Origin of the sequence: Amycolatopsis sp. NPDC004079 (genome assembly GCF_040610415.1) — a bacterium.
In the GTDB taxonomy this organism is placed as follows: Bacteria; Actinomycetota; Actinomycetes; order Mycobacteriales; family Pseudonocardiaceae; genus Amycolatopsis; species Amycolatopsis halotolerans.
In genome coordinates this window covers 75,517-100,000 of the sequence record NZ_JBEXMH010000033.1, presented here as the reverse complement: position 1 = coordinate 100,000, position 24,484 = coordinate 75,517, and the positions used below count along the sequence as shown (strand labels likewise).

Sequence of the window (24,484 nt, the reverse complement as noted above, 5' to 3'; positions counted from 1 at the left end):
CTCAAAGGAAACCCCGACGAGGGGGTTTCATATAAGCTCTACTGGCTTAGTTCACTAGCACACTGTTGAGTTCTCAAGCAACACACCCCGAACCAAACCCGAACCCCCGTGAGGGCGAGCCTGACCGAAGCGGTCATTCCTAGCAGTTTTTGGTGGGACACCCACTCAATCACCCTAGAGGCGAGAGCTTGGTTCGTGTCCCGGCGGCCACCCGGTTTCCCTGGCGACTTGGAGAACTTTACACGCCCTCCAGAGGCCCGAAACAGGGGGGTACCTTAACCGCGTTCCCGCAGGTCAGGCCCCCTGTTTCGGGCCCCGGGCGGAGATCAGCCCCCGACGCGGACGCCGGCGACGGTGCGCTTGCCCTTGCGGACCACGAGCCAGCGGCCGTGAAGCGCGTCGGAAGCCGAGGGCTTCCACTCCTCGTCGGCGATCTTCACGTTGTTCACGTACGCGCCGCCTTCCTTCACGGTCCGTCGCGCCGCGCCCTTGCTGTCCACCAGTCCCCCGGCGATCAGCAGGTCGACGATCGTCGCGTCGCCCGCGGGCTCTACCTTGCCGTTCGGGACCTCGGCCATCGCCGCGTCGAGCGTCGGGGCGTCCAGCTCGGTCAGCTCGCCGCGGCCGAACAGCGCCTGGCTCGCCGCGATGACCTGGCGCGTCTGGTGCTCGCCGTGCACCAGGTTCGTGAACTCCTCGGCCAGCTTCTTCTGCGCGGCACGCAGGTGCGGACGCTCCTCGGTGTCCTTGGCCAGCGCGTCGATCTCCTCCTGGTCGAGGAAGGTGAACAGGCGCAGGTAGCGGAGCACGTCAGCGTCGCCGACGTTCACGAAGTACTGGTACCAGGCGTAGGGCGAGGTCAGCTCCGGGTCGAGCCACACGTTGCCGCCGCCGGTGGACTTGCCGAACTTGCGTCCCTCGGCGTCGGTGACCAGCGGCGCGGTCAGCGCGTGCGCGGTGCCGCCCTCGACGCGGCGGATCAAGTCCACGCCGCCGACGAGGTTGCCCCACTGGTCCGAGCCGCCGACCTGCAGCTTGCAGCCGTGCTTGCGGTACAGCTCCAGGTAGTCCTGGGACTGCAGCAGCAGGTAGCTGAACTCGGTGTAGGACATGCCGTCGCCCTCGAGCCGGCGCTTGACCGTCTCCCGGTTCAGCATCACGTTCACCGAGAAGTGCTTGCCGACGTCCCGCAGGAACTCCAGCGTGTTCTGCTTCGAAGTCCAGTCGAGGTTGTTCTCCACGATCGCGCCGGTCGGCGAATCGTCGAAGTCCACGAACCGCTCCAGCTGCCCGCGGATCCGCCCGGCCCAGTCGGCGACGACGTCCAGGGTGTTCAGCGTGCGCTCCCCGTTGTCGCGGGGGTCGCCGATCATCCCGGTGGCGCCGCCGGCCAGCACGATCGGCCGGTGCCCGGCGCGCTGGAACCGCTTGAGCATCAGCAGCGGGACGAGGTTGCCGGCGTGCAGGCTGGGCGCGGTCGGGTCGAAGCCGCAATAGAGCGTGAGCGGGCCGTGGTCGAGTTCTCGGCGCAGGGCGTCGATGTCGGTGGATTGCGCGATCAGGCCGCGCCAGGACAACTCGTCAAGGATGTGCTCACTCACACCTGTAGATGATCCCCCACCAGGTCAAACCGTTAACCCGCGGGTCGCACCTGCCGGCGTTTGCCGCCGCGGCGGTAGGTCGAGACGGCTGGTGAGCCGTCGACCCAGAACCGCCACGGCGTCTCCATCGCCATCGCGACGCCGACGCGCGGGCCGGTGCGCACGTTCTCCGCGGGCACGCGCTCGCCGACGCGCAGCCGCACCGGCGATTCGGGGTCGGTGAGGTCGACGCCGTTCTGCTCCCGGGCGAGGCTCAGCACGGAGGTGAGGATGGCCGGGCCCTTGGCGAGTTCGCCGTTGCCGCGCGCGTTCGGCCGCCGCTTGCGCACGATGTCCGCGCCCTCGACGACCTCGCCCGCGCGCAGCAGCACCGCGCCGGGCTGTCCGTCCTCGGTGCCGACGACGTTCGCGCAGAAGTGCATGCCGTAGACGAAATACACGTAGAGGTGACCGGCCGGGCCCCACATCACGGCGTTGCGCGGGGTTTTCCCGCGGTAGCAATGCGAAGCGGGATCGTCGAGCCCGCGATAGGCCTCGACCTCGACGAGCCGCACCCCGACCCGGCCGTCGGGCCCGTCAGCCTCGAGGACGGCACCGAGCAGCAGCCGAGCCAGGTCGACCGGGTCCAGTGCCAGTTCTTCGCGCCGGAACAACCGGTCCACACGCACTCCCCTCGTCAGGCCGCCAGCCTAGCCAGCGGCCTGACGACAGATCACTTCAGCCACTGCCGATGCGCGGCCACCCGCTCGACCAGGCGTTCCCGTTGCTCGGCAACGCGATCCGGCGCGGTGCCGCCGCGCGCGTCGCGCGAACGCACCGAGCCTTCGACGGTGAGCACTTCGCGCACTGCCGGGGTGAGCGCCGGGTTGATGGCTTGGAACTCCTCGTCCGTCAGCTCGTCGAGCCCGGCCCCGCGCGCCTCGGCGACCCGCACGCTCTCCCCCGCCGCCTCGTGCGCGACGCGGAACGGCACGCCCTGGCGGACCAGCCATTCGGCGATGTCGGTAGCCAGCGTGAACCCGGCCGGAGCCAGTTCGGCGAGCCGGTCGGTGTGGAAGGTCAGCGTGCCGAGCATCCCCGCGATCGCCGGGAAGAGCAGTTCCAGCTGTTCGACGGAGTCGAAGACCGGTTCCTTGTCCTCCTGCAGGTCGCGGTTGTACGCGAGCGGCTGCGCCTTGAGCGTGGCGAGCAGGCCGGTGAGGTTGCCGATCAGCCGTCCCGCCTTGCCGCGGGTCAGCTCCGCGACGTCCGGGTTCTTCTTCTGCGGCATGATCGAACTGCCGGTGGCCCACGCGTCGTCCAGCGTGACGTAGCCGAATTCGGCGGTGTTCCAGATGATCACCTCTTCGGCGATCCGCGACAGGTTCACCGAAAGCATCGCGACAGCGAACGCGAACTCGGCGACGAAATCGCGCGAGGCGGTGCCGTCGATCGAGTTCTCCACACTGGTGTCGAAGCCCAGCTCGGCGGCCACGGCTTCCGGGTCGAGGCCGAGGGACGAACCGGCGAGCGCGCCCGAGCCGTACGGCGATTCGGCGGTGCGCGCGTCCCAGTCGCGCAGGCGGGAGACGTCGCGCAGCAGCGACTGGCCGTGGGCCATCAGGTGGTGCGCAAGGAGAACCGGCTGCGCGTGCTGCAGGTGGGTGCGGCCGGGCAGGATCGCGTCCGGGTGCCGGGACGCCTGCGACACCAGTGCGTCGATCACGTCGAGCGTGCCCGCGACCACCCGGCGCGCGGCGTCGCGCAGCCACATCCGGAACAGCGTCGCGACCTGGTCGTTGCGGGAACGGCCTGCCCGCAGCTTGCCGCCCAGCTCGGTGCCGGCGCGTTCGAGCAGACCGCGTTCGAGAGCGGTGTGGACGTCCTCGTCGGCGATCGTCGGCGTGAACGCGCCGGACTCGACGTCCTGGGCCAGCGTGTCGAGCGCGTCCAGCATCCCGGCCAGTTCCGCTTCGGTGAGCAAACCCGCCTTGCTCAGCACGCGGGCGTGCGCGCGCGACCCGGCGATGTCGTAGGGCGCGAGGCGCCAGTCGAAGTGGGTCGAGGCGCTCAGCGCCGCCATCGCCTCGGCCGGCCCGCTGGCGAACCGGCCGCCCCACAGCTGCACCGGCTGGTCTTTCCCGCTCACGTTCTGCCTCTCTCGTCCGGCGTCTCAGGACGCCTGGGTGCTCGGATGCTGGGTGCTCCCCAGCGGAGTGTGCCCGGTGCCCGGACGGTACCGCCGTCCGACCGGGCGAAGCCGCCTCCCGGGGAGGTCGGCGACGGTCGCGCGGCCCGCGTGCAGCACCAGCCGCACCTCGCCCGACACGCGCTCCTGCGCCCGCCGGACGAACGCGTCCAGCGGCTCGCGCAGCGGCGAGAACCACAATCCGTCGTGGACCAGCTCGGCCCACCGGCGGTCGACGCCGCGTTTGAACCTCGCCAGATCGCGGTCCAGGGTGACTGATTCCAGCTCCTGATGCGCGGTGATCAGCACCGCCGCGCCCGGCGCGTCGTAGCTGTCCGCCAGCTCGAATCGGCCGATCCCGTGCGCTCCGGCCCGGTGGCCGAGCCGCTGAACCGCCTCGGCCACGCTGACCGTCTCGCCGTCGACCGCGACCGGTACGCCCTCATCGAAGGTGACGACGACCTCGTCCGGCGCGCCGAGGTTCGCCACGGCGTCCTCGGTGCAGCGGTAGCCATCGTCCGCGGCCCGGCCCCACAAGGTCCGGCTCGTCGACAGCTCGTGCCGACCCCGGACGCCAAGTTCGACGATCTCCAGGTCTGGCGCGAGTGTCGCGATCATGCTGGACAACGCGTCGCCGCCACCGTGTGCGACAGCCGACGCGTTCCGGTCCCGCGCGGTCGCCACGAGCTGGCTCGCCAGCAGCGGCCGGGCCAGGACCAGCGGATGCCGGTCAACGATCAGCGCATTCGCTTGCAGCGCAAGCAAACAGTAGCCGTTCGCGAAGTCCTCGCGGACGTCCGCGACCACGACTTCGGCGGCTCCGTCGGCCATCGCCTGCCGCCGGAGCGCACACAGATCCACGTCGCCCGCACCGAAATCCACGGCGACGGCGACCACTTCGCTTTGTCCCGCAAGGAGTTTCAGCGCGGATGAGGAGCCGCGCCCGCCCGGACAGGCGAGCACGACCCGCCGGGTCACGGCTCGTCCCCTTCCGCCGAACCCTGCGCGAGCGCGGTGAAGCGTTCGGCAAGGTCGCGTCCGGTGAGCGGTTCGCGCGCGATCACTGCGACCGTGTCGTCGCCCGCGATCGACCCGACGACCTCTTCCAGCGCGGCCCGGTCGATCGCGCTCGCGAGGAACTGCGCCGCGCCCGGAGGCGTGCGCAACACCGCGAGGTTGCCGGAGAAATCCGCGGACACCAGCAGTTCAGCGAGCAACCGGGACAGTCGCGAGGTGCCGCCCTGTACGCCGCGGACGGGGCTGCCGTCCTCGGGGATGACGTAGACCGGCGCGCCCGAGTCGGCGCCGCGCAGCTTGACCGCGCCGAGTTCGTCGAGGTCGCGCGACAGCGTCGCCTGCGTGACGTCGATTCCCTCGGCGGCCAGCAGCCGCGCCAGCTCCGTCTGGCTGCGGATGGCCATCGTGGACACCAGTTCGGTGATCCGCGCCTGGCGCCCGACCCGGCTGCTGGTCATCGGCCGTTCTGCCCGAACAGCCAGACCAGCAGGGCTTTCTGCGCGTGCAGCCGGTTCTCCGCCTCGTCCCAGACCGCGCTGGCCGGGCCGTCGAGCACCTCGTCGGTGATCTCCCAGCCGCGGTGCGCGGGCAGGCAGTGCAGCACCATCGCCTCGTCGGCGGCGAGCTTCAGCAGCTCGGCGTTCACCTGCAGGGCACGGAACGGGCCGACCCGGTCGAGGCCGTCGTTCTCCTGCCCCATCGACGTCCACGTGTCCGTGACCAGCACGTCCGACCCCTCGACGGCCTCGCGCGCGTCGGTGAAGACGGTCGCGCTGCCGCCGGTTTCTTCGCCGTGCTGCTTGGCGTCCAGCATCACCTGCTGGTCAGGCTGGAAACCCTCCGGCGACACGACGCGCACGTTCATCCCGGCCGTGGTTCCGCCGAGCAGCAGCGAATGCGCCATGTTGTTGGCGCCGTCGCCGAGGTAGGTGAGCGTGAGCCCGGCGAGCTTGCCCTTGCGCTCGCGGATGGTCATCAGGTCCGTGAGCACCTGGCACGGGTGGAACTCGTCGGTGAGCGCGTTGACGATCGGGATCGACGCGACCGACGCCATCGAGTCGATGCGCTTCTGCGCGAAGGTGCGCCACACGACGGCGTCGACGTAGCGGGACAGCACGCGCGAGGTGTCCTCGATGGTCTCCTCGCGGCCGAGCTGCATCGAACGGCCGTCGACGATCACCGGGTGCCCGCCGAGCTGGCTGATGCCGACCTCGAACGAGAACCGGGTGCGGGTGGAGTTCTTCTCGAAGATCGCGGCCACCGTGCGGCCGGCGAGCGCCTTCGTGCCGAGCGGGTCGGCCTTCAGCTGGTCGGCCAGGTCGAGCAGAGCGGTCTGCTCGGCGGGGGTGACGTCGTCGTCGCGGAGGAAGTGGCGGGGCATCAGTCGGATTCCTTCGTGGTGGTGGAGTCGAGCGCGCCCGGGAGCGCGGAGAGGAAGCCGTGCGCCTGCTGCTCGTCGAGCACGAGCGGCGGGGCGAGCCGGACGGTGTCCGGGGCGACCGGGTTGACGAGGTAGCCCGCGTCTTGGGCGGCCTTCGCGACGGCCGCGGAAACCGGTTCCCGCAGGCCGATGCCGAGCAGCAGCCCCGCACCGCGAACCCCCGAGACCAGCGGGTGGCCGAGCGCCTCGACGCCGGCCGCGATGTCCTTGCCCAGCGCCGAAACGTGGTCGAGCAGGTCGTCCCGGACGATAGTGCGCAGCACGGCCAGCCCGGCCGCGCAGCACACCGGGTTGCCGCCGAAGGTCGTGCCGTGCTGGCCCGGCTTGAGCAGGTCGCCCGCCGCGCCGACGCCGATCACCGCGCCGAGCGGAAGCCCGCCGCCGAGACCCTTCGCGAGCGTGATCACGTCCGGCACGATCCCGGCCTGCTGGAAGCCGAACCAGGTGCCGAGCCGCCCGATCCCGGTCTGCACCTCGTCGAGCACGAGCAGCGCCCCGGCGGCCTTGGTGATCTCGCGCGCGTCCTGCAAGTAACCGTCCGGAGCGGGAATCACTCCGGCTTCGCCAAGCACCGGCTCCAAAAACACAGCCGCGGTCTCGCCGTCGACAGCGGCCCGCAACGCTTCGACGTCGCCGTACGGAACATGCGTGACGCCCGGGACCAGCGGCTCGAACGCCTCTCGCTTCGACGGCTGCCCGGTCAGCGACAGCGCGCCCATGGTGCGGCCGTGGAACGCGCCCTCGGCCGCGACGACCTTGCTGCGGCCGGTGAGCCGGGTGATCTTCAGCGCGGCCTCGTTGGCCTCCGCGCCGGAGTTGACGAACAGGACTTTGCCTTGCCCGTTCAGGCCCGCGACGTCGAGAAGGGTTTCGGCGAGTTCGACCGCGACCGGGTTCACGTACAGGTTCGACGTGTGCCCCAGCTTCGAGATCTGCTCGGTGACCGCGCGCACCACCTCGGGGTGGGCGTGGCCGAGCGCGTTCACCGCGATGCCGCCGACTAGGTCGACGTACTCGGAGCCGTCCGCGTCCCACACGCGCGCGCCTTCGCCGCGCACCAGGGTCAGGCCGGGGGTGCCGTAGTTGTCCATGACCGCCGACTGCCAGTGCTGCTGGCCGTCCGCATTGGACTTGAGGGTAGTCACGCGTTCTCCGTTCCGGATGCCGCTGCCTCGGGCAGCACCATGGTCCCGACGCCGCGCGAGGTGAAGACCTCGAGCAGCACCGAATGGGCGAGCCTGCCGTCGATGACGTGCGCGCCGCGCACGCCGCCGCGCACCGCGCGCACGCACGCCTCCATCTTCGGGATCATGCCGCTGGCCAGGCCGGGCAGCATGCGCTCGAGACGGTCGACGGCGATCCGGTCGATCAGCGACGACCGGTCCGGCCAGTTGGCGTAAAGGCCTTCGACGTCGGTGAGCACGACGAGCTTCTCCGCGCCGAGCGCCGCGGCGAGCGCGCCCGCGGCGGTGTCGGCGTTGACGTTGTGCACCACGCCGTCGACGTCCGGGGCGACTGTGGACACGACCGGGATGCGGCCGGCGTTCACGATGTCGAGCACCGCGTCCGGGTTCACCTCGGCGACCTCGCCGACGAGGCCGATGTCCACCTGCTCACCGTCCACAGTGGCCTGTTTGCGCTCGGCGGTGAACAGCCGTGCGTCCTCGCCGGAAATGCCGACCGCGTAAGGCCCATGCGCGTTGATCAGGCCGACCAGCTCGCGGCTGACCTGCCCGACCAGCACCATCCGCACGATGTCCATGGTCTCCGGCGTGGTGACGCGCAGCCCGCCCTTGAACTCCCCCGGCACGCCGAGCCGGGACAGCATCGCGCTGATCTGCGGGCCGCCGCCGTGCACGACCACCGGGTGCAGACCGGCCAGCCGCAGGAACACCATGTCCTCAGCGAAGGCGGCCTTCAGCTGGTCGTCGATCATCGCGTTGCCGCCGTACTTGACGACGACGGTCGCGCCGTGGAACCGCTGCAGCCACGGCAGCGCTTCGATCAGCACGCCGGCCTTCTCGGCCGCGCTGGCGAGCCGTTCGTCGGCGGAGACGAGCCTTCCGGTATCCGTCATGACGAGTACGCGCTGTTCTCTTCGACGTACGCGTGCGAAAGGTCCGTGGTGTAAATCGTGGCCTCGTCCGAGCCGACGCCAAGATCCACAACCACGTCGATGGCCCGCCCGGACAGGTCGGCCGCCGACCGGTCCTCAGCCGTCGTGCCGCCCGCGAACAAGGTGACGCCGTTGATGGCGATCGACACCGTCTCCGGGTCGATCCGTGCCGGTGCGCGGCCAAGCGCCATCGCGATCCGGCCCCAGTTGGGATCGGACCCGAACAACGCGGTCTTGACCAGGTTGTCCTCGGCGATCGTCCGGGCCACGACAATCGCGTCGTCCTCGGACGCGGCGCCCTTCACCGTGACGTCGACATCCTTGGTGGCGCCTTCGGAATCGGCCCGCAGCTGCAGCACCAGGTCATGGCTGACCTTGGTGAGCAACTCGGTCAACTCGGCTTCAGACGGCTCGACGCCGCTGGCACCCGACGCGAGCACGAGCACCGTGTCGTTGGTCGACGTGCCGCCGTCGACGTCCAGCCGATCGAACGTGATGTGCGTGGCGGCGCGCAACGCACGGTCGAGAGTTTCCTTGTCCGCCACGGCATCCGTGGTCAGCACCGACAGCATCGTCGCCAGATTCGGCGCGAGCATCCCCGCGCCCTTGGCGAACCCTCCGACGCTCCACCCGGATTCGTGCTGGGCGAACGCCTGCTTCGGCTTGGAGTCGGTGGTCATGACGCCCGTCGCGGCATTCAGGGCCGCCTCCGGGCTGGTGTCCAGTGCCTTGACCGCACTGTCCACACCGGACAGAACCGCAGGCATCGGCAGCCGCTCGCCGATCAGTCCCGTGGAACACACCGCGACCTCGATCGCCCCCGCACCCAGCACTTCGGCGACCTTCTCCGCCGTGGCGTGCGTGTCCTGAAACCCGCCCGGCCCGGTGGCCGCGTTCGCCCCGCCGGAGTTCAAAACGACGGCCTTCAGCTTCTGCTGCTTCAGCACTTCCTGCGACCACAGCACGGGCGCGGCCTTGATCACGTTGCGGGTGAACACCCCCGCCGCGACGTCGAGCGGGCCGTCGTTGACGACCAGCGTGAAGTCGAGCGCGCCGGAGGCTTTGATCCCGGCGGCCACGCCGGCGGCGCGGAACCCTTTTGGTCCGGTGACGGTCACGGTGCCACTCCCACGGTGGAAAGTCCGGTGGCCTCGGGGAAACCGAGCGCCAGGTTCATCGATTGGACGGCACCGCCCGCGGTGCCCTTGGTGAGGTTGTCGATCGACGTGACGACGACCAGCCTGCCCGCGTCGGCGTCGATCCCGAACTGGAGCTGGACGTTGTTCGACCCGACCGTCGCCGCGGTCGTCGGCCAGGTTCCCTCACGCAGGATCTGGACGAACGGCTCCGCGCCATAAGCCTTCTCGTACACCGCGCGCACCGCGGCCTCGTCGACGTCTCCGAGGAGCTGAGCACTCGCCGTCGTGAGAATGCCGCGCGGCATCGGCGCGAGCACCGGCGTGAAGGAAACAGTCACCGGCTTGCCCGCCGCACCGGAGAGGTTCTGCACGAACTCCGGCGTATGCCGATGCGCCCCAGCGACGCCGTACGCGCTCGCGTTGCCCATGACCTCAGACCCGAGCAGATTCGGCCGGAGGCTCTTGCCCGCACCCGACGTCCCCGTCACCGACACCACGGTGACCGCGGGCTCGACCAGCCCCGCCGCCAACGCAGGCGCCAGCGCCAACGACCCGCCAGTCGGGAAGCAGCCGGGAACCGCGATCCGCTTGGTACCCACGAGCTTCTCGCGCGCACCGGGAAGTTCGGGCATCCCGTATGGCCACTGCCCCGCGTGCTCACCGGAGTACCACCGTTGCCAGTCCGCCGCGTCCGCGAGCCGATGATCGGCCCCAAGGTCGACCACGAGCACGTCCGGCCCAAGCTGAGCCGCGATCTCGGCCGAGTGGCCGTGCGGCAGAGCCAGGAACACGACGTCATGGCCCGCGAGCGTCTCCGCGTTCGTCTCGAGCAGCACGCGCCCAGCAAGCGGAACAAGGTGCGGCTGGTGCGTGCCCAGCGTCGTCCCCGCACTGCTCGCCGCCGTGAGAGCGCCGATCTCGACCTCGGGATGGGTCAGGAGCAGGCGCAGCAGTTCGCCGCCCGCGTACCCGCTGGCCCCGGCTACCGCGATCTTCACCGTCATACGAATGATTATGCACGAGCGTGCAAGCTCAAACAAAGAGGGTTTCCTCACCCTGGCCGGTCCCTCCTCGGGACTTCTGCAGATTCCTCCCGTTCCTCCCTCCATAGTCAGTGGCCGCTGGATCGCGCAGCCACAGGTCACCTGACTCCCCGGGACAACCAGCCACACCTTGCCGACTGCCCGAGCCCACCAGCCACAGATCACACGGGTGTCCGGGCCGACCTGGCACGCGCCACCGACAACCGGAGCCGTCCAGCCGCGGCTCATACGGTTGTCCGGGCCAACCCGGCACGCGTCACCGACCACTGGAGCCATCTAGCTACAGCTCACCAGCCACCCGGTTCACCTGACCATCCGAGCCACCCGGCGTCGCCGGACTATCCGGCGACGCGCGGAACCGCTCGACGATGCGGGGTCGTTCGGCTGCACGGGGGTTCGTTCGGCCAGCCGAACCTCCCGCCGCCAAGCCATCCGGCCAGCGCGCAGGCATCCGTCCGAGCCCGGCTCTTGCGGGCCTAACCCACCCAGCCGCTCGATCAGGCAGTCGGCCAGCCAGCCTGGGCCACGCAGGCCGTTCGGCGCCCAATCCATCCGGCCGCCCAGCCCCCGGCCACCCGAGCCGATGGTCGCCCAGTCGCCGAGCCGCACCAGCCAACCGGGGCCACGCAGGCGCTCGACACCCAACCCACCCGGCCACCCGGCCACCCGGCCACCCGGCCACCCGGCCACCCGGCCACCCGGCCACGAGCCGATGGTCGCCCAGCCGCCGAGCCGCACAGGCTAGCCATCGCCCCGCCCGTCGGCTCAATGCCAAGCCGCCGCTCCGGCGCGCAGGCAACGCCACGCCGGGCCCGCCTCGGGATGCGAACCCGGCGGGCGTTCGTCAGTCCGCTCCCTCCTCCGCTTCGCGGAGACTCGGCGGCGTCGGCAGATGATTCCCCGGATGCTCCGGATCGCAGCCCACCCGCGGCAGGCGCGCCCGAATCCCTCCTGGCGTCCGCGCGAAATGCCGTGCCAGCTCGGTCACCGAGTCGCCCGCGAGCCAGCGGGCTTCCAAATCCGCGTCCATCTCGTCGGTCCACGGTCTGCCCTGCTGCGCCGGACGTCCGCGCGATCTTCGCCGCGAGCCGCCGCCCGCGAAGGTGCGCAGGCTTGTGTCGAGCAGCTCCGCGACGGTCGCCACGGACGTCACGTCGAGCTCGAGTCTGCCCTCGACGACGGGTTCGCCGTCCGGCCGTTCTCCGCCGACAGTGACGGTGACTCGCTCCGGCTCGCCGTCCTCGGTGCGGGTGACGACGGCGACCTGGTACTGGATATCTCCTGACCGGACTTCGGTCCGGTGCTCCTGAATGATCGTCATGGCGGCGAAGGTATCGGCGACCCCCGACAATTTTCGATCACTTAACGCGATCGGGTGACTGCGGACCGAAATTGTCAGACCCCCGCCGTAGCGTCCCTGGCGACCACGAAAACGACCGAGGGGGATCGGTGGACCAGCGGAAAAGAACAGTGCCCCGGTCTGGCAGACCAGACCGGGGCACCGGGGAGAACGGCTCAGAAACGCAGCAAACCGGAAAGCAGGCTCTGCTTCTCCTCCGCCGCCGCCTTCGTCACGGCATCAGCCTTCTGCTGCGCGCCGGTGGCGACCGGAGACGGAACCGGCTGCGGCACCGCGGCGCACTGGACATCCGAACGGTCGTCACGGACGCGCTTCGGCAGCGCCCCGGTGGCGAGATAGTCGGCGACCCGGTCGTCCACGCACGACACTCCGGAGAGCGATCCGGCGTGCGTCGTCCCGCCGGGCGCGCTGACGAGGCTCGAACGCGGGTAGCGCTTGCGCACTTCGAGGCTGCCCGAGTACGGCGTGGCCGCGTCGAGTTCCTCGCTGATCAACAGCGCGCCGCTCGCTTTCGACCCGTCGATGTCCACCGGCTTGCCCGCCTTCGCGGGCCAGTTCAGGCAGCTCGCGTTGTACCAGGTGTTGCTCCAGGTCTCGAACGGCGCGCGGTTCTGGGTGGCCCAGGCGTCGCGGCGCCAGCGGTCCCAGTCCCGCAGCCACTGCGCATCGGTGCACTGCACCGCGCTGTACACCGCGTATCCGTTGTCGTCGCCGGGCGCGTTCGACTTCTCGTACAACGCTTTCAGCGCCTGCCAGTCGCCGCGGTGCACCCAGCCGTCGAACGCCTTGGCCATGTCCTCCCAGCCGAACACGTAGTAACCGGCCTGCAGGAAGACGTCGAGCCACTCGTCGCCGCCGATCACGCCGCCCGCCGGGTTCCGGTCGAGCTTGCGCTGCTGCGCGTACCAGAGCTGCTCGACCGCCGAACCGGTCTTGCCGAGGTGATAGACGTTGTCGTACTTCGCGAGCCAGCCGAAGTAGATCTTGATGTTGCGGTCGAAGGCGACGTCCTGGTCGAGGTTGGCGTCGTACCAAACCTTGCGCGGATCGACGTTCCCGTCGAGCACCATCCGACGCATGCGGTCCGGGTGCAGCGTGCTGTACACCTGCCCGAGATAGGTGCCGTAGGAGAAGCCGTAGTAGTTGATCTGCTTCTCGCCCAGCGCCTTCCGGAGGCTTTCCATGTCCTGCGCGACATCGGTGGTCTTGATGTGCTGGAGCAGCGGGCCGTTCTTCGCGCAGTCCTCGGCGTAGCCCTTCGTGCGGGCACGCCAGGTGCTCTCCAGCTGCGGCGTGTTCGGCACGTAAGCCGGGCGGGCGGGCGCGAAGTAGTTCCCGTCGCACGTGAGAGCCGGTTTGCTGGAGCCGACGCCGCGAGGGTCGAAGCCGATCCAGTCGTAGCTGTCGCCGGCGTGCTTGGGCACGTTCCGGCCGAGCACCGAGAGGCCGAGCCCGGAACCGCCCGGACCGCCCGGGTTCACCAGCATCACGCCCTGGTACTTCGAGCTCTTGTGCTTCACCCGGGAGACGGCGATCTGCACCGTCTCGCCCGACGGCTGGGCGTAATCCATGGGCGCCACCAGGAATCCGCATTCGGCACCCGCCTTCGCGAGGCCGGGGGCGGAACACGGTCCCCACTTGATCGGCGGCGGCGCGTAGCCCGACTCCTCGGGCTGCACCGCGGTGGCGGCGGGTGCGACAGCCAGCGTTCCGGCCGCGACAGCGGCGGCGGCCAGCGCGGTGACGATTTTCCTCACAGTGGTCCTTTGCGTACGACGGCAACCCGGGCTCGTCGAAGCTACCGGCTGCGCGGCAGAATCTCGTTTCCCGACACGAGCCGCGCTGTCCCCCGATCGTCGGGATCCGATCCGACGGAGGTGACCCTCGATGAGTGCGGGCGAAGCGTTGATCACCGCGGTGCGAACCGGGCTCGCCGAGCTGGCCGACCCGGTCAAGGCACCGGAAATGCAGGCGTACATGAAGTCCGCGATGCCGTTTCGCGGAGTGCCGAAACCACCACGCGGGAAGCTCATGAAGGCGCTTCTCGCCGAGCATGTTCTGCCCGATCGAGTGACGTTCGCGGAGACCGTGCTCGCGTTGTGGCGGGAGGCGGAGTACCGCGAGGAGCGGTACGCGGCAATCGATCTTTCCGGGCATCGCGCTTATCGACAGTGGCAGGACCCGGAACTGCTGGAGATGTACGAGGAGTTGATCGTCACCGGGGCGTGGTGGGACTACGTCGACGAGGTCGCGATCCGCCGGATCGGGCCGATCCTGCGCGAGCACCGGACCGTGGTCACGCCGGTTCTGCGCCGCTGGATGACAGACGCTGATCGCTGGCGCCGGCGAACGGCGGTGATCTGTCAGGTCAGCGCGAAGGACGAGGTGGACCAAGGGCTGCTCGCCGACGCGATCGAGGCGAACCTCGGCGACCGGGATTTCTTTCTGCGCAAGGGAATCGGCTGGGCGCTGCGGGATCACGCCCGCGCCGAACCGGAGTGGGTCCGCGCGTTTGTCCGGGCGCACCCGGGGCTGTCCCCGCTGTCCGCGCGGGAGGCGATGAAGCACCTCGGCTGAAGTGAACCGCCAGCAGGAAAAGAAAAGGAGGGATGCCATGACACCAGCGCTCCCCGCCCCGGCTGACCGGCTGGGCGGCCGGAGCGCGGGGCGGGGAGAGCGTCAGGTCAGGCGCGGAGCGTCGCTCCGAAGCGCTCGCCGGCAGCGGCGACCGCGGCGTCGCGAGACTTGGTGGCCTCGTCGACGGTGAGGGTGCGGTCCGCGGCGCGAAAGCGGAGCTTGTACGCCAGGGAACGCTTGCCTTCGCCGAGCTGCTCGCCGGTGTAGACGTCGAAGAGGGTGATCTCCTCGAGCAGTTCGCCGGCTCCTTCGCGGAGCACTTCGGCGAGATCGGCGGACGGGACGTCCGTGCCGGCGACCAGGGCGACGTCCAGCAGCACCGGCGGGTAGGCCGAGATGCTGGGCGCCGGACGGGAGTCGGGCAGCGGGATCGCGTCCAGGTCGAGTTCCATGGCGACGGTGCGCGGCGGCAGGCCGAGGGCCTCGACCACCTTCGGGTGCAGTTCGCCCGCGTGGCCGACCGGCCAGTCGCCCACGCGCAGCTGGGCGCAGCGGCCCGGGTGCCACGGCAGGAGATCCGCGGCCTGCACGGTGAGCTCCACGCCGGAGGCCTCCGCCACCAGGCGCGCGGCCTGCACGGCGTCGGCCCAGCCTGCCTGGTCGCCCTTGCCCCACCAGCCGGCGCGCGGGCGCTGGCCGCTGAGGACGACGGCGACGTGCACCGGCTGCGGGGGCACGGCGGCCTCCAGCACGGCGAGGTCCTCGTCGCTCGGGCGGTGCTCGACGCCGAGGTCCGGGACCTTGAGCTGGTTCGGCTTCGGCAGCACGACCTGGCCGACGTGGAACAGCGACACGTCCTTCAGGCCGCGGGAAACGTTGCGCTGCAACGTCTCCAGCAGACCCGGCAAGAGGGTGGTCGCCATCCGGTCGTGGTCGGCTTCGAGCGGGTTCCGCACGCGCACGGTGCTGCGGCGGATGTCGTCCTCGGGCAGGCCGAAGGCGTCCCACACCGCGTCGCCGATGAACGGGAACGGGCGCACCTCGACGTAACCCGCCTCGGCGAGCGCGCCGGACACCGCGCGGCGGCGGCGCTGGGCGTCGGTGAGACCGCGGCCCGCGGGCGCGGCCGGCAGGACCGACGGGATGCTGTCGTAGCCCTCGAGCCGCAGGACCTCCTCGACGAGGTCGGCCGGCTGCACGAGGTCGCCGCGCCAGCTCGGCGGGGTCGCGGTGACGAGGCCGACTCCTTGGTCGCTCGTGCTGAGCTGGACCTTGCAGCCGATCTGGCCCAGCCGCCGCACGGTGACGCCGCGTTCGTAGCGCACGCCGGCGATCTGGTCGGGGAGGTTGATCGGCATGGTCACCGGGGCGTGCGGGGCGACGCCGCCGACGTCGGTGCGGCCCGGGCGGATCGCGCCTTCGCCGTACTGGCGCAGCAGCCGCGCGGCGAGCTCCACCGCGGCCGCGCACAGCGCCGGGTCGGTGTAGCGCTCGAAACGCTTCGCCGCCTCGGAGAACAGCTTGTGCCGTCGTGCGGTGCGGCTGATCGACGCCGGGTTCCAGTGCGCCGCCTCGAGAAGCACGTCGGTGCTCTCCGGCGTGATCTCCGTGCTGGCGCCGCCCATCGTGCCGGCCAGGGAGATGACGCCGCTGTCGTCGGCGATCACGATGTCGTCCGCGTCGAGCGTGCGCTCCACGTCGTCGAGCGTGGTGAGCTTCTCCCCCGCCTTCGCGCGGCGCACCACCAGGTCGCCCTGGATGGAGCCGGTCGCGAACGCGTGCAGCGGGTGGCCCAGCTCGAGCATCACGTAGTTGGTGACGTCGACCGCGAGCGAGATGGACCGGATGCCGGCCAGCATCAGCCTGCGGCGGATCCGCCACGGCGTCGGCGCGGTCGCGTCGAGTCCGGTGACGCGGCGCAGCACGAACCGCGGGCAGCCCTCGGGGTCCTCGACCCGGACCGGCCAGGCCTCGCCCTCGGCCTCCGGGAAGTTGTCGAGCATCGCCGGGTCGCCGAAGGGCACGTCGAGCGCGTTCGACAGCTCGCGCGCCAGGCCGCGGATCGACAGCGCGTAGCCGCGGTCCGGGGTCGGCGTGACCTCGATGACGGTGTCGTCGAGGCCGAGCAGGTCCTTCGCGTCGTCGCCCGGGCCCGCCGTGCCCGGCGGGAGCACGAGGATGCCGCTGTGGTCGTCGCCGAGGCCGAGTTCGGCCGCCGAGCAGATCATGCCGTCGCTGACCTTGCCGTAGGTCTTGCGCGCGGCGATCGCGAAATCGCCCGGCAGGACCGCGCCCGGCAGCGCGACCACGACGAGGTCGCCCTCGGCGAAGTTGCTCGCGCCGCAGACGATGCCGCGCGTCTTGATGCCGTGCGGGCCCTCGTTCTCGAACGGGGCGTCGTCCTCGTCTTCGTCCTCTTCGGACAGTTCCGCGTCGTCGGGCTCGGGGTCGGGCTCCTCGCCGACCTCGACGCGGCAGAACCGCACCGGCTTCTTGAAGCCGGTCAGCTCCTCGATCTCCGCGACGCGGCCGACCACGAGCGGGCCGGTCACCGGGCCGAGCTCGCTCAGCTCGTCGACCTCGATCCCGATCCGCACGAAGGCGTCGGCCAGGTCCTGCGGCGTGACGTCGGCATCCACTTCGAGATGCTCGGTCAGCCAGCTCACCGGAACTCGCACTACGCCTCCGTTCCGAAGGGAAGGGTGAACCGGACGTCGCCTTCGACCATGTCGCGCATGTCCGGGATGCCGTTGCGGAACTGCAGCGTCCGCTCGATGCCCATGCCGAACGCGAAGCCGGAGTAGACGTCGGAGTCGACGCCGCACGCGCGCAGGACGTTCGGGTTGACCATGCCGCAGCCGCCCCATTCGACCCAGCCGGGGCCGCCCTTCTTCTCCTCGAACCAGACGTCGACCTCCGCCGACGGCTCGGTGAACGGGAAGAAGTGCGGGCGCAGCCGCGTCTTGGAGCTCTCGCCGAACATCGCGCGGGCGAACGAGTCGAGCGTGCCCTTGAGGTGCGCCATGGTGAGGCCCTTGTCGACGGCGAGGCCTTCGACCTGGGTGAACACCGGCGTGTGGGTGGAGTCGAGCTCGTCGGTGCGGTAGGTGCGGCCCGGGCACACGACGTAGACCGGCAGGTCGCGGTGCAGCAGGCTGCGGGCCTGCACCGGCGAGGTGTGCGTGCGCAGCACCAGGCCGGAGCCTTCCTCGCCGACGTAGAACGTGTCCTGCAGCTGGCGCGCCGGGTGGTCCTTGCCGAAGTTCAGCGCGTCGAAGTTGAACCACTCGGCCTCGAGCTCAGGCCCTTCGGCGACCTCGTAGCCCATGGCGACGAAGACGTCGGCGATGCGCTCGGACAGCGTGCTGATCGGGTGCCGGGCTCCGCGCGGGACCTGGTCCCACGGCAGCGTGACGTCGACGGCCTCCTCGCGAAGCACGCGCTCGTCGCGCTCGGCCTGCAGCGCGGCGCGGCGCGCGTCGAACGCGGACTGCACCGCCTGCCGGGCCTCGTTGACGCGCTTGCCCGCGTCGGCTTTCTCCTGCTTCGGCAGCGCGGCGATCTCCCGGCGCGCCAGCAGCACCGGAGACTGGTCCCCGAGATGGGCCGGTTTGACGGCGGCGAGCGCGTCCAGGTCGGCCGCGCCGGCGAAGGCGTCCTCGGCCGCCTTGATCGCCGCGCGCAGGGTCTCCGGTGCGAGCACGTCGACCGGCTGTTCTGTGGCTCCGGACATGACTCCTCGGCGTCCACTGGGACTGGTGTTGTCGGCGGCACGCGGGCATGCCGCCGCACGTGCACATCGGGCAGCTCAGTCTAGGGGATCGGGCGCCGGGCCCGGCCGCTCACCCTCCGCTTCCGGAGCCGCCGCGCCGGATCCGCCCCGTGATCACGACCGACCGTCGCCGAGGACCCGAACGGACGTCAGCGGATCAGGTGAGAACCGCCCCTCGACCGGCTTGCTTCGGACGCCCGCTCCGGCGGCAGCGGGACGGACTTGGGACGACGGAGTTGCCGTGCTTGGCACCGACACCCGCGAGGGAAAGCAGCGGCACGCGTTGAGGACCGCGGAGCTGCCGTGCTTGGCGCGGGCATCCGCGTGGGAAAGCAGCGGGACGCGTTAAGGGCCGCGGAGCTGCCGTGCTTGGCGCGGACACTCGCCCGGGGCGGCAGCGGGACAGGCTTCCGACGGCGGAGCTGTCGAGCTTGGCGGGGCGAAGTCTTGGGGCCAGGAGAGAGGCGCGGGATCGAGGCGGGGAACTGCGGTTCGGATGGTGGCAGCGGGCGAAGGAGGCTGGCGACCCGGTCGGGTACCCGGCATGAGTGCGACAGGAGCCCGACAAGCCGACAGGAAACGTGGAGGTGACTGCGACGCGCTCGGCATCGGGCGTCTCAGCGTGCGGCTGCTGATTTCCGCATCGTGGCGGGTGACGGGTTGCCGCGACACCATCCCGGTGGCAGTTCTGGCGGCGCAAGGAAACGATCATGCGCCAAGCAAGTCTGAGCCCGCGGCGGGACCCGGCGAAGGCAGCGGTGGGTCAGAGGCGGAAGGCGGTCGTCACCTGATGGAGCAGGTCGTCTTCCGAAGTCGCGGTGTCGACCTCGATCGCCCGCAACCCAAGACGCCCCGTCTCCTCCCGGAGGCGGCTCGTGAACATCCGATCCCGTTCGGCGAGGTTGCGGGCCGCCCGGGCCGGGTCGCTGGTCCGGCAGACGAAACCCTCCCCCGGTGTGCTCCGGCCTTCGATCGCCGCGTGGCGGAAATCCGGCGTCGGCAACAGCCACACGGCCTGGTCCACGACGTCCAGCAACGGCTTCACCAGGTGCGGCAGCAGGCGGAGGCCGTCGACGACAACGCAGGGTTCTGGTGGCAGGCGGAGGAGGTCTTCGACAATCAGCCCGAAGCCCTCGCCGCGGAACCAGTGGAACGTCTCCAGCATGACGTCCGGAGAACGGCGGACCCAGCGTTCGTCCATGTCCATGGCCTGGAAGGCGTGCAGCATCGGAGCCGAAGCAGGCGTCGTGCGGGCGGTGTGGGCTCGCATCGTGTCGTCGGTCGCGTAGTGGTGCCAGCCGTAGCGGGTGGCGAGGCGGCGGGCGGTCGTCGATTTGCCCGCGCCGGGGGCGCCGCCGATCCAGTAGACGTGCCGGAGATCCGCCATGGTCAGCGGTGCGCGGCCATCGCTGCCGTGTAGACGCAGACTGCGGCGGCGGTCGCCAGGTTCAGGCTTTCCGCCTTGCCGTACAACGGGATTCGGACTGCTTCGTCCACAGAGGACAAAACCTCCTCGGGCAGGCCGTGTGCTTCGTTGCCGAAGATCCAGGCCACCGGGTCTCCGAAGCGGACAGTCTCCAGCGAGGTCGAGGCGTAGCCATGCGCGGCAAGGGTCCGGAGACCGGCTGAGCGCAGGGCCGCCAGCACCGACGGGATGTCGCGGGCGCGCGCCAGCGGGACGTGGAACGTGGAACCGGCGGCGGCGCGGACGCTTTTGCCGTTGTGCGGGTCGACGGTGTCGCCAGCCAGGACGACCGCGTCGGCACCGGCAGCGTCGGCTACGCGGATCACGGTGCCCGCGTTGCCGGGTTCGGCGACGTCTACTAAGACCACTACCAGCCGGGCCGAGGCCAGGACTGTCTCGAGTGGACGGTCGACCAGCGAGCAGACTGCGATGATTCCCTGCGGGGTAACGGTTTCCGACAGGCTCGCGGCCGCGCGGTCGGTGATCGGCGAAACGCGGGGGGCGGCCTCCACCAAGGAAGGGTGGGCGGCGGCGGCGCGTTCGGTGACGAAGAGTTCGTGCACCGTGCCGTGGGAAAGCGCCGAGGTGACGGCGTTGGCCCCTTCGGCCAGGAAGCGGCCGGTCTTCTCTCGTTCCGCGCGCCGGGTCAGCTTGCGCGCGGCAACGACCCGGGGGGTCCGTTCGGTGAACGGATCCGCCCCGGGCCGGAAAATGCTGCCGGTCAGGCCGACTTCGCTTCGCCGGTCGTGACGTTCGCCTTGGCGAGCTCGGCGAGCGCGGTGAAGGCGGCGGCGTCGTTGACGGCGAGGTCCGCGAGGATCTTGCGGTCCACCTCGACACCGGCGGCCTTCAGGCCCTGGATGAACCGGTTGTAGGTGACGCCGTTGGCGCGAGCGGCCGCGTTGATGCGGGTGATCCACAGCTGGCGGAAGTCACCCTTGCGCGCACGGCGGTCGCGGTAGGCGTAGTTGAGCGAGTGGAGCGTCTGCTCCTTGGCCTTGCGGTACAGCCGCGAACGCTGGCCGCGGTAACCGCTGGCCAGTTCGAGAGTCGCGCGACGCTTCTTCTGGGCGTTGACCGCCCGCTTGACGCGTGCCACTGGTCCATCCTGTCGAATTCGGGGGGTGCGAGGACCCCGGGGTGGTCGGGAAAGGGTGCGGGCCTCAGCGGCCGAGCAGGCGCTTCACGCGGCCGACGTCGCTCTGGGCGACCTCGGTCGTGCCCTCGAGACGGCGGGTGAGGCGGTTGGACTTCTTCTCCATCAGGTGGCGGCGGCCGGCCTTCTGGCGGCGCAGCTTGCCCGAACCGGTCACGCGGACGCGCTTCGACGTGCCCTTGTGCGTCTTCATCTTCGGCATGCTTGTTGTCCTCTTCCGTGCGGCGGCACACCGGATGACCCGGTGTGCCGCTGACTGTGCTGGTCGGCGCTGGGGCGCTACGCCTCGGGAGCCGATTCGGCCGATTCGGCTTTCGCCGCCTTCGGCTTCACGTTCTTGTGCGGGGCCAGCACCATGATCATGTTGCGTCCGTCCTGCTTCGGCGACGATTCCACGAAGCCGAGCTCGGTGACGTCGTCGGCGAGCTTCTGCAGGAGCCGGAAGCCGAGCTCCGGCCGGGACTGCTCGCGACCGCGGAACATGATCGTGACCTTGACCTTGTTGCCCGCCGCCAGGAACCGCGACACGTGACCCTTCTTGGTCTCGTAGTCGTGCTGGTCGATCTTCGGCCGCAGCTTCTGTTCCTTGATGACGGTCAGATGCTGGTTGCGTCGCGAGTCGCGGGCTTTCTGCGCGCTCTCGTACTTGAACTTGCCGAAGTCCATGAGCTTGGCCACGGGCGGGCGGGCCTGCGGGGCCACCTCGACGAGGTCGAGGTCCGCCTCCTGCGCAAGCCGCAGCGCATCTTCGATCCGGACAATGCCGACCTGCTCGCCGTTAGGGCCGACGAGCCGGACTTCCGGCACCCGGATGCGGTCGTTGATGCGTGTCTCGGAGCTGATGGGGCCTCCTTGGTCCGAGTTGTGTTTTCTCGTTTCGACCTGGTGCCCACATGACTCAGGCCCCGCCTCCGGCTGCTGCCGGTGCACGGGGCCCGCTCTGTCTCCGATCGCGCCCGGCCGGAGGGCCGAACGCTTCGCCTCGGCGGTACGCTGCCTGAACGGCATGCACCACTTCGGCGAGACCGGACCCGGACACCTGAGTCGGTGACGCGGGTGGGAGCGGGGCTCCACTTGCCGCCCCCGATCGCTCGGGAGCTGGTCGCACGTGGAAGGGTACCAGACGTGCCTGAACAACCTTCACCACCGCCCCCGTATTCCCCCGACGACCGCGGGCTCGAGGAGATCCCGAGCGTCGAGGTGATCAGCCGCGCCGCGGTGATGCTGCTGTCCGCGGGAGCCGAACGCCTCGGCCTCGCCGACGCCGACCCGGAGAACTCTCCGCACCGCGACCTCGACGAGGCGCGCCGCCTCATCACCGCGCTCGCCGGGCTCGTCACCGCCTCCGCCGAGTACCTCGGCCTGCACGCCGGGCCCCTTCGCGACGGGCTGCAGTCGCTGCAGAAGGCGTTCCGCGAGGCGTCGGTCGTGCCGGATCCGCCGGGCCAGGGGCCGGGCGAGAAGTACACCGGGCCGGTTTACTGAGGCTCCGCGTTCCAGGAATGAAGGACCCGCTCCGCGATCGCCGGGGCGGGTCCTCGTCATTTCCGGCGGGGATGCCAAGGCATGCCGTGTGGGTGCAGAACTCCGCGACGCATCCTTTGAAGCGGCGGCTCTCGGCCAGGCCTCGTCATTTCCGATGGGCGGCGCAGAACGTGCGGCGCGGGAACAGGACCGCGACCCCGAAGCGGCGGCTCGCAGCCGGGTCCTCCCGATTTCCGATGGGCGGCGCGGGAGCAGGGACTGCGCGACCCAACCCTGAAGTGGCGGCTCACGGCGAGGTCCTCCACATTTCCTGCAGGCGGCACCGATGCATGCGCTTAGACGCGGGACCGCAACCCCTGCCCTGAAGCATCAGCTCACAGCGAGGTCCTCGCCATCTCCAGCGGGCGGGCGCCGAGGCATTGCCTCCAGCAGCCTCCGACATCTAACATGTTAGATGTGAGTGCACTCCCCAAGGTCCCCCGTCCGCTGCTGCGCGACGAGGCGTACGAGCGCATCCGGCACGCCATCATCGACGGCAGCCTCCCGCCGGGCACTCCCCTGCGCGACGCCGACCTCGCCGAAGAGCTCGGGCTGTCCCGCGCCCCGGTCCGGCAGGCGCTGGTGCGGCTGGCCGAGGACCGGCTGGTCGTGTCGAAGCCGCAGAGTTACACGAGGGTCGCCGAGTTCGACGCTGGCGACGTTCGCGACGCGGTGCGGCTCGTCCGGGCGTTGCACGAGCTGGCCGTGCGCGAGGCGCTTCCCCGGCTCGGCCAGCGGCAGATCGCGGAAATGCGCGAGGCCAATGACCGGTTCCGCGAAGCCGTCGCCGAGGGAGACGTCGGCAAGGCGATCGAAGCGGACGACGAACTGCACGACATCCCCGTGCGGGCGTGCGGCAACCGGGCGGTCGCGGCGACGCTCGACCGGTACACGCCGTTGTTGCGCCGGCTCGAATACGCGCGGTTCAGCTCGCTGCCCGCGCATCGGTCGGTCGACCGGCACGAGGAGCTCATCGCCGCGCTGGAAAGCGGCGACGAAAAAACCGCCGCGCACCTCACTTCCACGATTTGGACCGATCTCGAAGCCCTCCTGGAGGACGCGTGAGCCTGGCTGATTTCCCCCGTTTCCCGTTGCTGATCGGGCCTTCGCCGGTGCACCGGCTGGACCGGCTCACCGAACGCCTCGGCGGCGCGACCGTCTGGGCCAAGCGCGAGGACCTCAACTCCGGCCTCGCCTACGGCGGCAACAAGACGCGCAAGCTCGAGTACCTCGTCGCCGACGCGCTCGCCAAGGGCGCGGACACGCTCGTCTCGATCGGCGGCGTCCAGTCGAACCACACGCGCCAAGTCGCGGCCGCGGCGGCGCGGGCCGGGATGAAAGCCGTGCTGGTGCAGGAAAGCTGGGTCGACTGGGCCGATCCGCTGCACGACAAGGTCGGCAACATCCAGCTGTCGCGGGTCCTCGGCGCGGACGTCCGGCTCGTCGACGCCGGGTTCGGCATCGGCTTCAAGGAGAGCTGGGAGCAGGCGCTGGCAGAGGTCGAAGCGAACGGCGGCACGCCGTACGCGATCCCGGCCGGGGCGTCGGATCATCAGCTCGGCGGGCTCGGGTTCGCGAACTGGGTGCTGGAATTGGAAGAGCAGGAACGCGAACTCGGCGTTTTCTTCGACACCGTCGTGGTCTGCTCGGTCACCGGCAGCACGCAGGCGGGGATGATGGCCGGAGCGGCGGTGAGCGGGAAGCCGCGGCGGGTCTTGGGGATCGACGCGTCGGCGAAGCCCGAGGAGACGCGCGAGCAGATCGGCCGGATCGCGAAGAGCACGGCGGAGCTGATCGAGGCCGGGCCGGTCGAAGACGTGATCCTCGACGAGCGTTACCACGCGGGGGTCTACGGGATTCCGGACGAGCGGACGCTTGAGGCGATCCGGACTGCCGCGCGGATGGAAGGCATGATCACCGACCCGGTGTACGAGGGGAAGTCGATGGCCGGGCTGATTGATCTCGTGCGCACTGGGGAGATCGCGAAGGATTCGAACGTGCTGTACGCGCACCTAGGCGGGCAGCCCGCGATCAACGCGTACACGAGCGTGCTCGGCTGAAGCTCTCGTGAGCGGCGACTCGGTGCCGCCGCTCACGAGAAAACAG

At 70.3% G+C, this 24,484-nt stretch carries 23 protein-coding genes; 4 read left to right on the top strand and 19 right to left on the bottom strand.

What is annotated here, in order from left to right:
• Nucleotides 1-326 precede the first annotated feature (326 nt).
• From tyrS to ABZX37_RS29495, 12 genes are all read right to left on the bottom strand, one after another.
• Entirely contained in the window at nt 327-1,601 is a 1,275-nt protein-coding gene (gene tyrS, locus ABZX37_RS29550; protein ID WP_354744981.1) for a tyrosine--tRNA ligase, read from the bottom strand.
• Between the two features lie 32 nt (nt 1,602-1,633).
• Complete coding sequence (locus ABZX37_RS29545) at nt 1,634-2,269, bottom strand: DNA-3-methyladenine glycosylase (RefSeq protein WP_354744980.1); 636 nt, start codon at nt 2,267-2,269, stop codon at nt 1,634-1,636.
• Nucleotides 2,270-2,313: 44 nt separating this feature from the next.
• Nucleotides 2,314-3,729, bottom strand: a complete 1,416-nt coding sequence (gene argH, locus ABZX37_RS29540; RefSeq protein WP_354744978.1) for an argininosuccinate lyase — start codon at nt 3,727-3,729, stop codon at nt 2,314-2,316.
• A 24-nt stretch (nt 3,730-3,753) separates the two neighbouring features.
• A complete protein-coding gene (locus ABZX37_RS29535; protein WP_354744976.1) occupies nt 3,754-4,746 on the bottom strand; it encodes an argininosuccinate synthase domain-containing protein in 993 nt (330 codons plus the stop codon).
• On the bottom strand, nt 4,743-5,243 hold the full coding sequence (locus ABZX37_RS29530; protein ID WP_344286579.1) for an arginine repressor: 501 nt from the start codon (nt 5,241-5,243) through the stop codon (nt 4,743-4,745). The genes ABZX37_RS29535 and ABZX37_RS29530 overlap by 4 nt, the downstream gene beginning before the upstream one ends.
• Nucleotides 5,240-6,166 carry an ornithine carbamoyltransferase gene (argF, locus tag ABZX37_RS29525; protein ID WP_354744974.1) on the bottom strand — a complete coding sequence of 309 codons (927 nt, stop codon included), beginning with the start codon at nt 6,164-6,166 and terminating at the stop codon, nt 5,240-5,242. Before argF ends, ABZX37_RS29530 begins: the two co-directional genes overlap by 4 nt.
• On the bottom strand, nt 6,166-7,371 hold the full coding sequence (locus ABZX37_RS29520) for an acetylornithine transaminase (protein ID WP_354744972.1): 1,206 nt from the start codon (nt 7,369-7,371) through the stop codon (nt 6,166-6,168). The genes argF and ABZX37_RS29520 overlap by 1 nt, the downstream gene beginning before the upstream one ends.
• On the bottom strand, nt 7,368-8,303 hold the full coding sequence (gene argB, locus ABZX37_RS29515; protein ID WP_354744970.1) for an acetylglutamate kinase: 936 nt from the start codon (nt 8,301-8,303) through the stop codon (nt 7,368-7,370). Before argB ends, ABZX37_RS29520 begins: the two co-directional genes overlap by 4 nt.
• Nucleotides 8,300-9,460, bottom strand: a complete 1,161-nt coding sequence (argJ, locus tag ABZX37_RS29510; protein WP_354744968.1) for a bifunctional glutamate N-acetyltransferase/amino-acid acetyltransferase ArgJ — start codon at nt 9,458-9,460, stop codon at nt 8,300-8,302. The genes argB and argJ overlap by 4 nt, the downstream gene beginning before the upstream one ends.
• On the bottom strand, nt 9,457-10,485 hold the full coding sequence (argC, locus tag ABZX37_RS29505; RefSeq protein ID WP_354744966.1) for an N-acetyl-gamma-glutamyl-phosphate reductase: 1,029 nt from the start codon (nt 10,483-10,485) through the stop codon (nt 9,457-9,459). Before argC ends, argJ begins: the two co-directional genes overlap by 4 nt.
• A gap of 883 nt (nt 10,486-11,368) precedes the next feature.
• Nucleotides 11,369-11,845, bottom strand: a complete 477-nt coding sequence (locus tag ABZX37_RS29500) for a helix-turn-helix domain containing protein (protein WP_116204173.1) — start codon at nt 11,843-11,845, stop codon at nt 11,369-11,371.
• Nucleotides 11,846-12,039: 194 nt separating this feature from the next.
• Nucleotides 12,040-13,641, bottom strand: coding sequence for an alpha/beta hydrolase (locus ABZX37_RS29495; RefSeq protein ID WP_354744964.1), 1,602 nt, complete (start codon nt 13,639-13,641; stop codon nt 12,040-12,042).
• A 130-nt stretch (nt 13,642-13,771) separates the two neighbouring features.
• Here ABZX37_RS29495 and ABZX37_RS29490 point away from each other — a divergent pair, with 130 nt between their 5' ends.
• The gene (locus ABZX37_RS29490; RefSeq protein ID WP_354744962.1) at nt 13,772-14,461 is read left to right on the top strand and encodes a DNA alkylation repair protein; all 690 of its coding nucleotides are present in this window, start codon (nt 13,772-13,774) and stop codon (nt 14,459-14,461) included.
• A gap of 107 nt (nt 14,462-14,568) precedes the next feature.
• On the opposite strand, the gene pheT is transcribed toward ABZX37_RS29490, so the two are convergent.
• The 7 genes from pheT to infC form a co-directional block, all read right to left on the bottom strand.
• Nucleotides 14,569-17,139: a phenylalanine--tRNA ligase subunit beta gene (pheT, locus tag ABZX37_RS29485; RefSeq protein WP_354744960.1), complete on the bottom strand. Its 2,571-nt coding sequence runs from the start codon at nt 17,137-17,139 to the stop codon at nt 14,569-14,571.
• Complete coding sequence (pheS, locus tag ABZX37_RS29480) at nt 17,139-18,194, bottom strand: phenylalanine--tRNA ligase subunit alpha (protein ID WP_354744958.1); 1,056 nt, start codon at nt 18,192-18,194, stop codon at nt 17,139-17,141. Before pheS ends, pheT begins: the two co-directional genes overlap by 1 nt.
• A gap of 802 nt (nt 18,195-18,996) precedes the next feature.
• Nucleotides 18,997-19,620, bottom strand: coding sequence for a nucleoside monophosphate kinase (locus ABZX37_RS29475; RefSeq protein WP_354744956.1), 624 nt, complete (start codon nt 19,618-19,620; stop codon nt 18,997-18,999).
• Between the two features lie 2 nt (nt 19,621-19,622).
• The gene (locus ABZX37_RS29470) at nt 19,623-20,348 is read right to left on the bottom strand and encodes an RNA methyltransferase (RefSeq protein WP_354744990.1); all 726 of its coding nucleotides are present in this window, start codon (nt 20,346-20,348) and stop codon (nt 19,623-19,625) included.
• Nucleotides 20,349-20,419: 71 nt separating this feature from the next.
• Nucleotides 20,420-20,797: a 50S ribosomal protein L20 gene (gene rplT / locus ABZX37_RS29465; protein WP_009079612.1), complete on the bottom strand. Its 378-nt coding sequence runs from the start codon at nt 20,795-20,797 to the stop codon at nt 20,420-20,422.
• 64 nt (nt 20,798-20,861) lie between these two features.
• Complete coding sequence (gene rpmI / locus ABZX37_RS29460) at nt 20,862-21,056, bottom strand: 50S ribosomal protein L35 (RefSeq protein WP_344286555.1); 195 nt, start codon at nt 21,054-21,056, stop codon at nt 20,862-20,864.
• 77 nt (nt 21,057-21,133) lie between these two features.
• Complete coding sequence (gene infC / locus ABZX37_RS29455) at nt 21,134-21,697, bottom strand: translation initiation factor IF-3 (protein ID WP_200864208.1); 564 nt, start codon at nt 21,695-21,697, stop codon at nt 21,134-21,136.
• Nucleotides 21,698-21,979: 282 nt separating this feature from the next.
• On the opposite strand from infC, the gene ABZX37_RS29450 reads away from it, so the two are divergent.
• From ABZX37_RS29450 to ABZX37_RS29440, 3 genes are all read left to right on the top strand, one after another.
• On the top strand, nt 21,980-22,339 hold the full coding sequence (locus ABZX37_RS29450; RefSeq protein WP_037818165.1) for a DUF1844 domain-containing protein: 360 nt from the start codon (nt 21,980-21,982) through the stop codon (nt 22,337-22,339).
• Between the two features lie 456 nt (nt 22,340-22,795).
• Entirely contained in the window at nt 22,796-23,443 is a 648-nt protein-coding gene (locus ABZX37_RS29445; RefSeq protein ID WP_354744952.1) for a GntR family transcriptional regulator, read from the top strand.
• Nucleotides 23,440-24,438 carry a 1-aminocyclopropane-1-carboxylate deaminase gene (locus tag ABZX37_RS29440; RefSeq protein WP_354744950.1) on the top strand — a complete coding sequence of 333 codons (999 nt, stop codon included), beginning with the start codon at nt 23,440-23,442 and terminating at the stop codon, nt 24,436-24,438. Before ABZX37_RS29445 ends, ABZX37_RS29440 begins: the two co-directional genes overlap by 4 nt.
• Nucleotides 24,439-24,484 lie beyond the last annotated feature (46 nt).

What these genes read in the sequence shown, in the direction of transcription:
- argF (WP_354744974.1), bottom strand. Translation starts at nt 6,166, where the DNA reads ATGCCCCGCCACTTCCTCCGCGACGACGACGTCACCCCCGCCGAGCAG.
- ABZX37_RS29530 (WP_344286579.1), bottom strand. Translation starts at nt 5,243, where the DNA reads ATGACCAGCAGCCGGGTCGGGCGCCAGGCGCGGATCACCGAACTGGTG.
- ABZX37_RS29475 (WP_354744956.1), bottom strand. Translation starts at nt 19,620, where the DNA reads ATGGCGGATCTCCGGCACGTCTACTGGATCGGCGGCGCCCCCGGCGCG.
- rpmI (WP_344286555.1), bottom strand. Translation starts at nt 21,056, where the DNA reads ATGCCGAAGATGAAGACGCACAAGGGCACGTCGAAGCGCGTCCGCGTG.
- ABZX37_RS29500 (WP_116204173.1), bottom strand. Translation starts at nt 11,845, where the DNA reads ATGACGATCATTCAGGAGCACCGGACCGAAGTCCGGTCAGGAGATATC.
- ABZX37_RS29490 (WP_354744962.1), top strand. Translation starts at nt 13,772, where the DNA reads ATGAGTGCGGGCGAAGCGTTGATCACCGCGGTGCGAACCGGGCTCGCC.
- argC (WP_354744966.1), bottom strand. Translation starts at nt 10,485, where the DNA reads ATGACGGTGAAGATCGCGGTAGCCGGGGCCAGCGGGTACGCGGGCGGC.
- pheS (WP_354744958.1), bottom strand. Translation starts at nt 18,194, where the DNA reads ATGTCCGGAGCCACAGAACAGCCGGTCGACGTGCTCGCACCGGAGACC.
- argB (WP_354744970.1), bottom strand. Translation starts at nt 8,303, where the DNA reads ATGACGGATACCGGAAGGCTCGTCTCCGCCGACGAACGGCTCGCCAGC.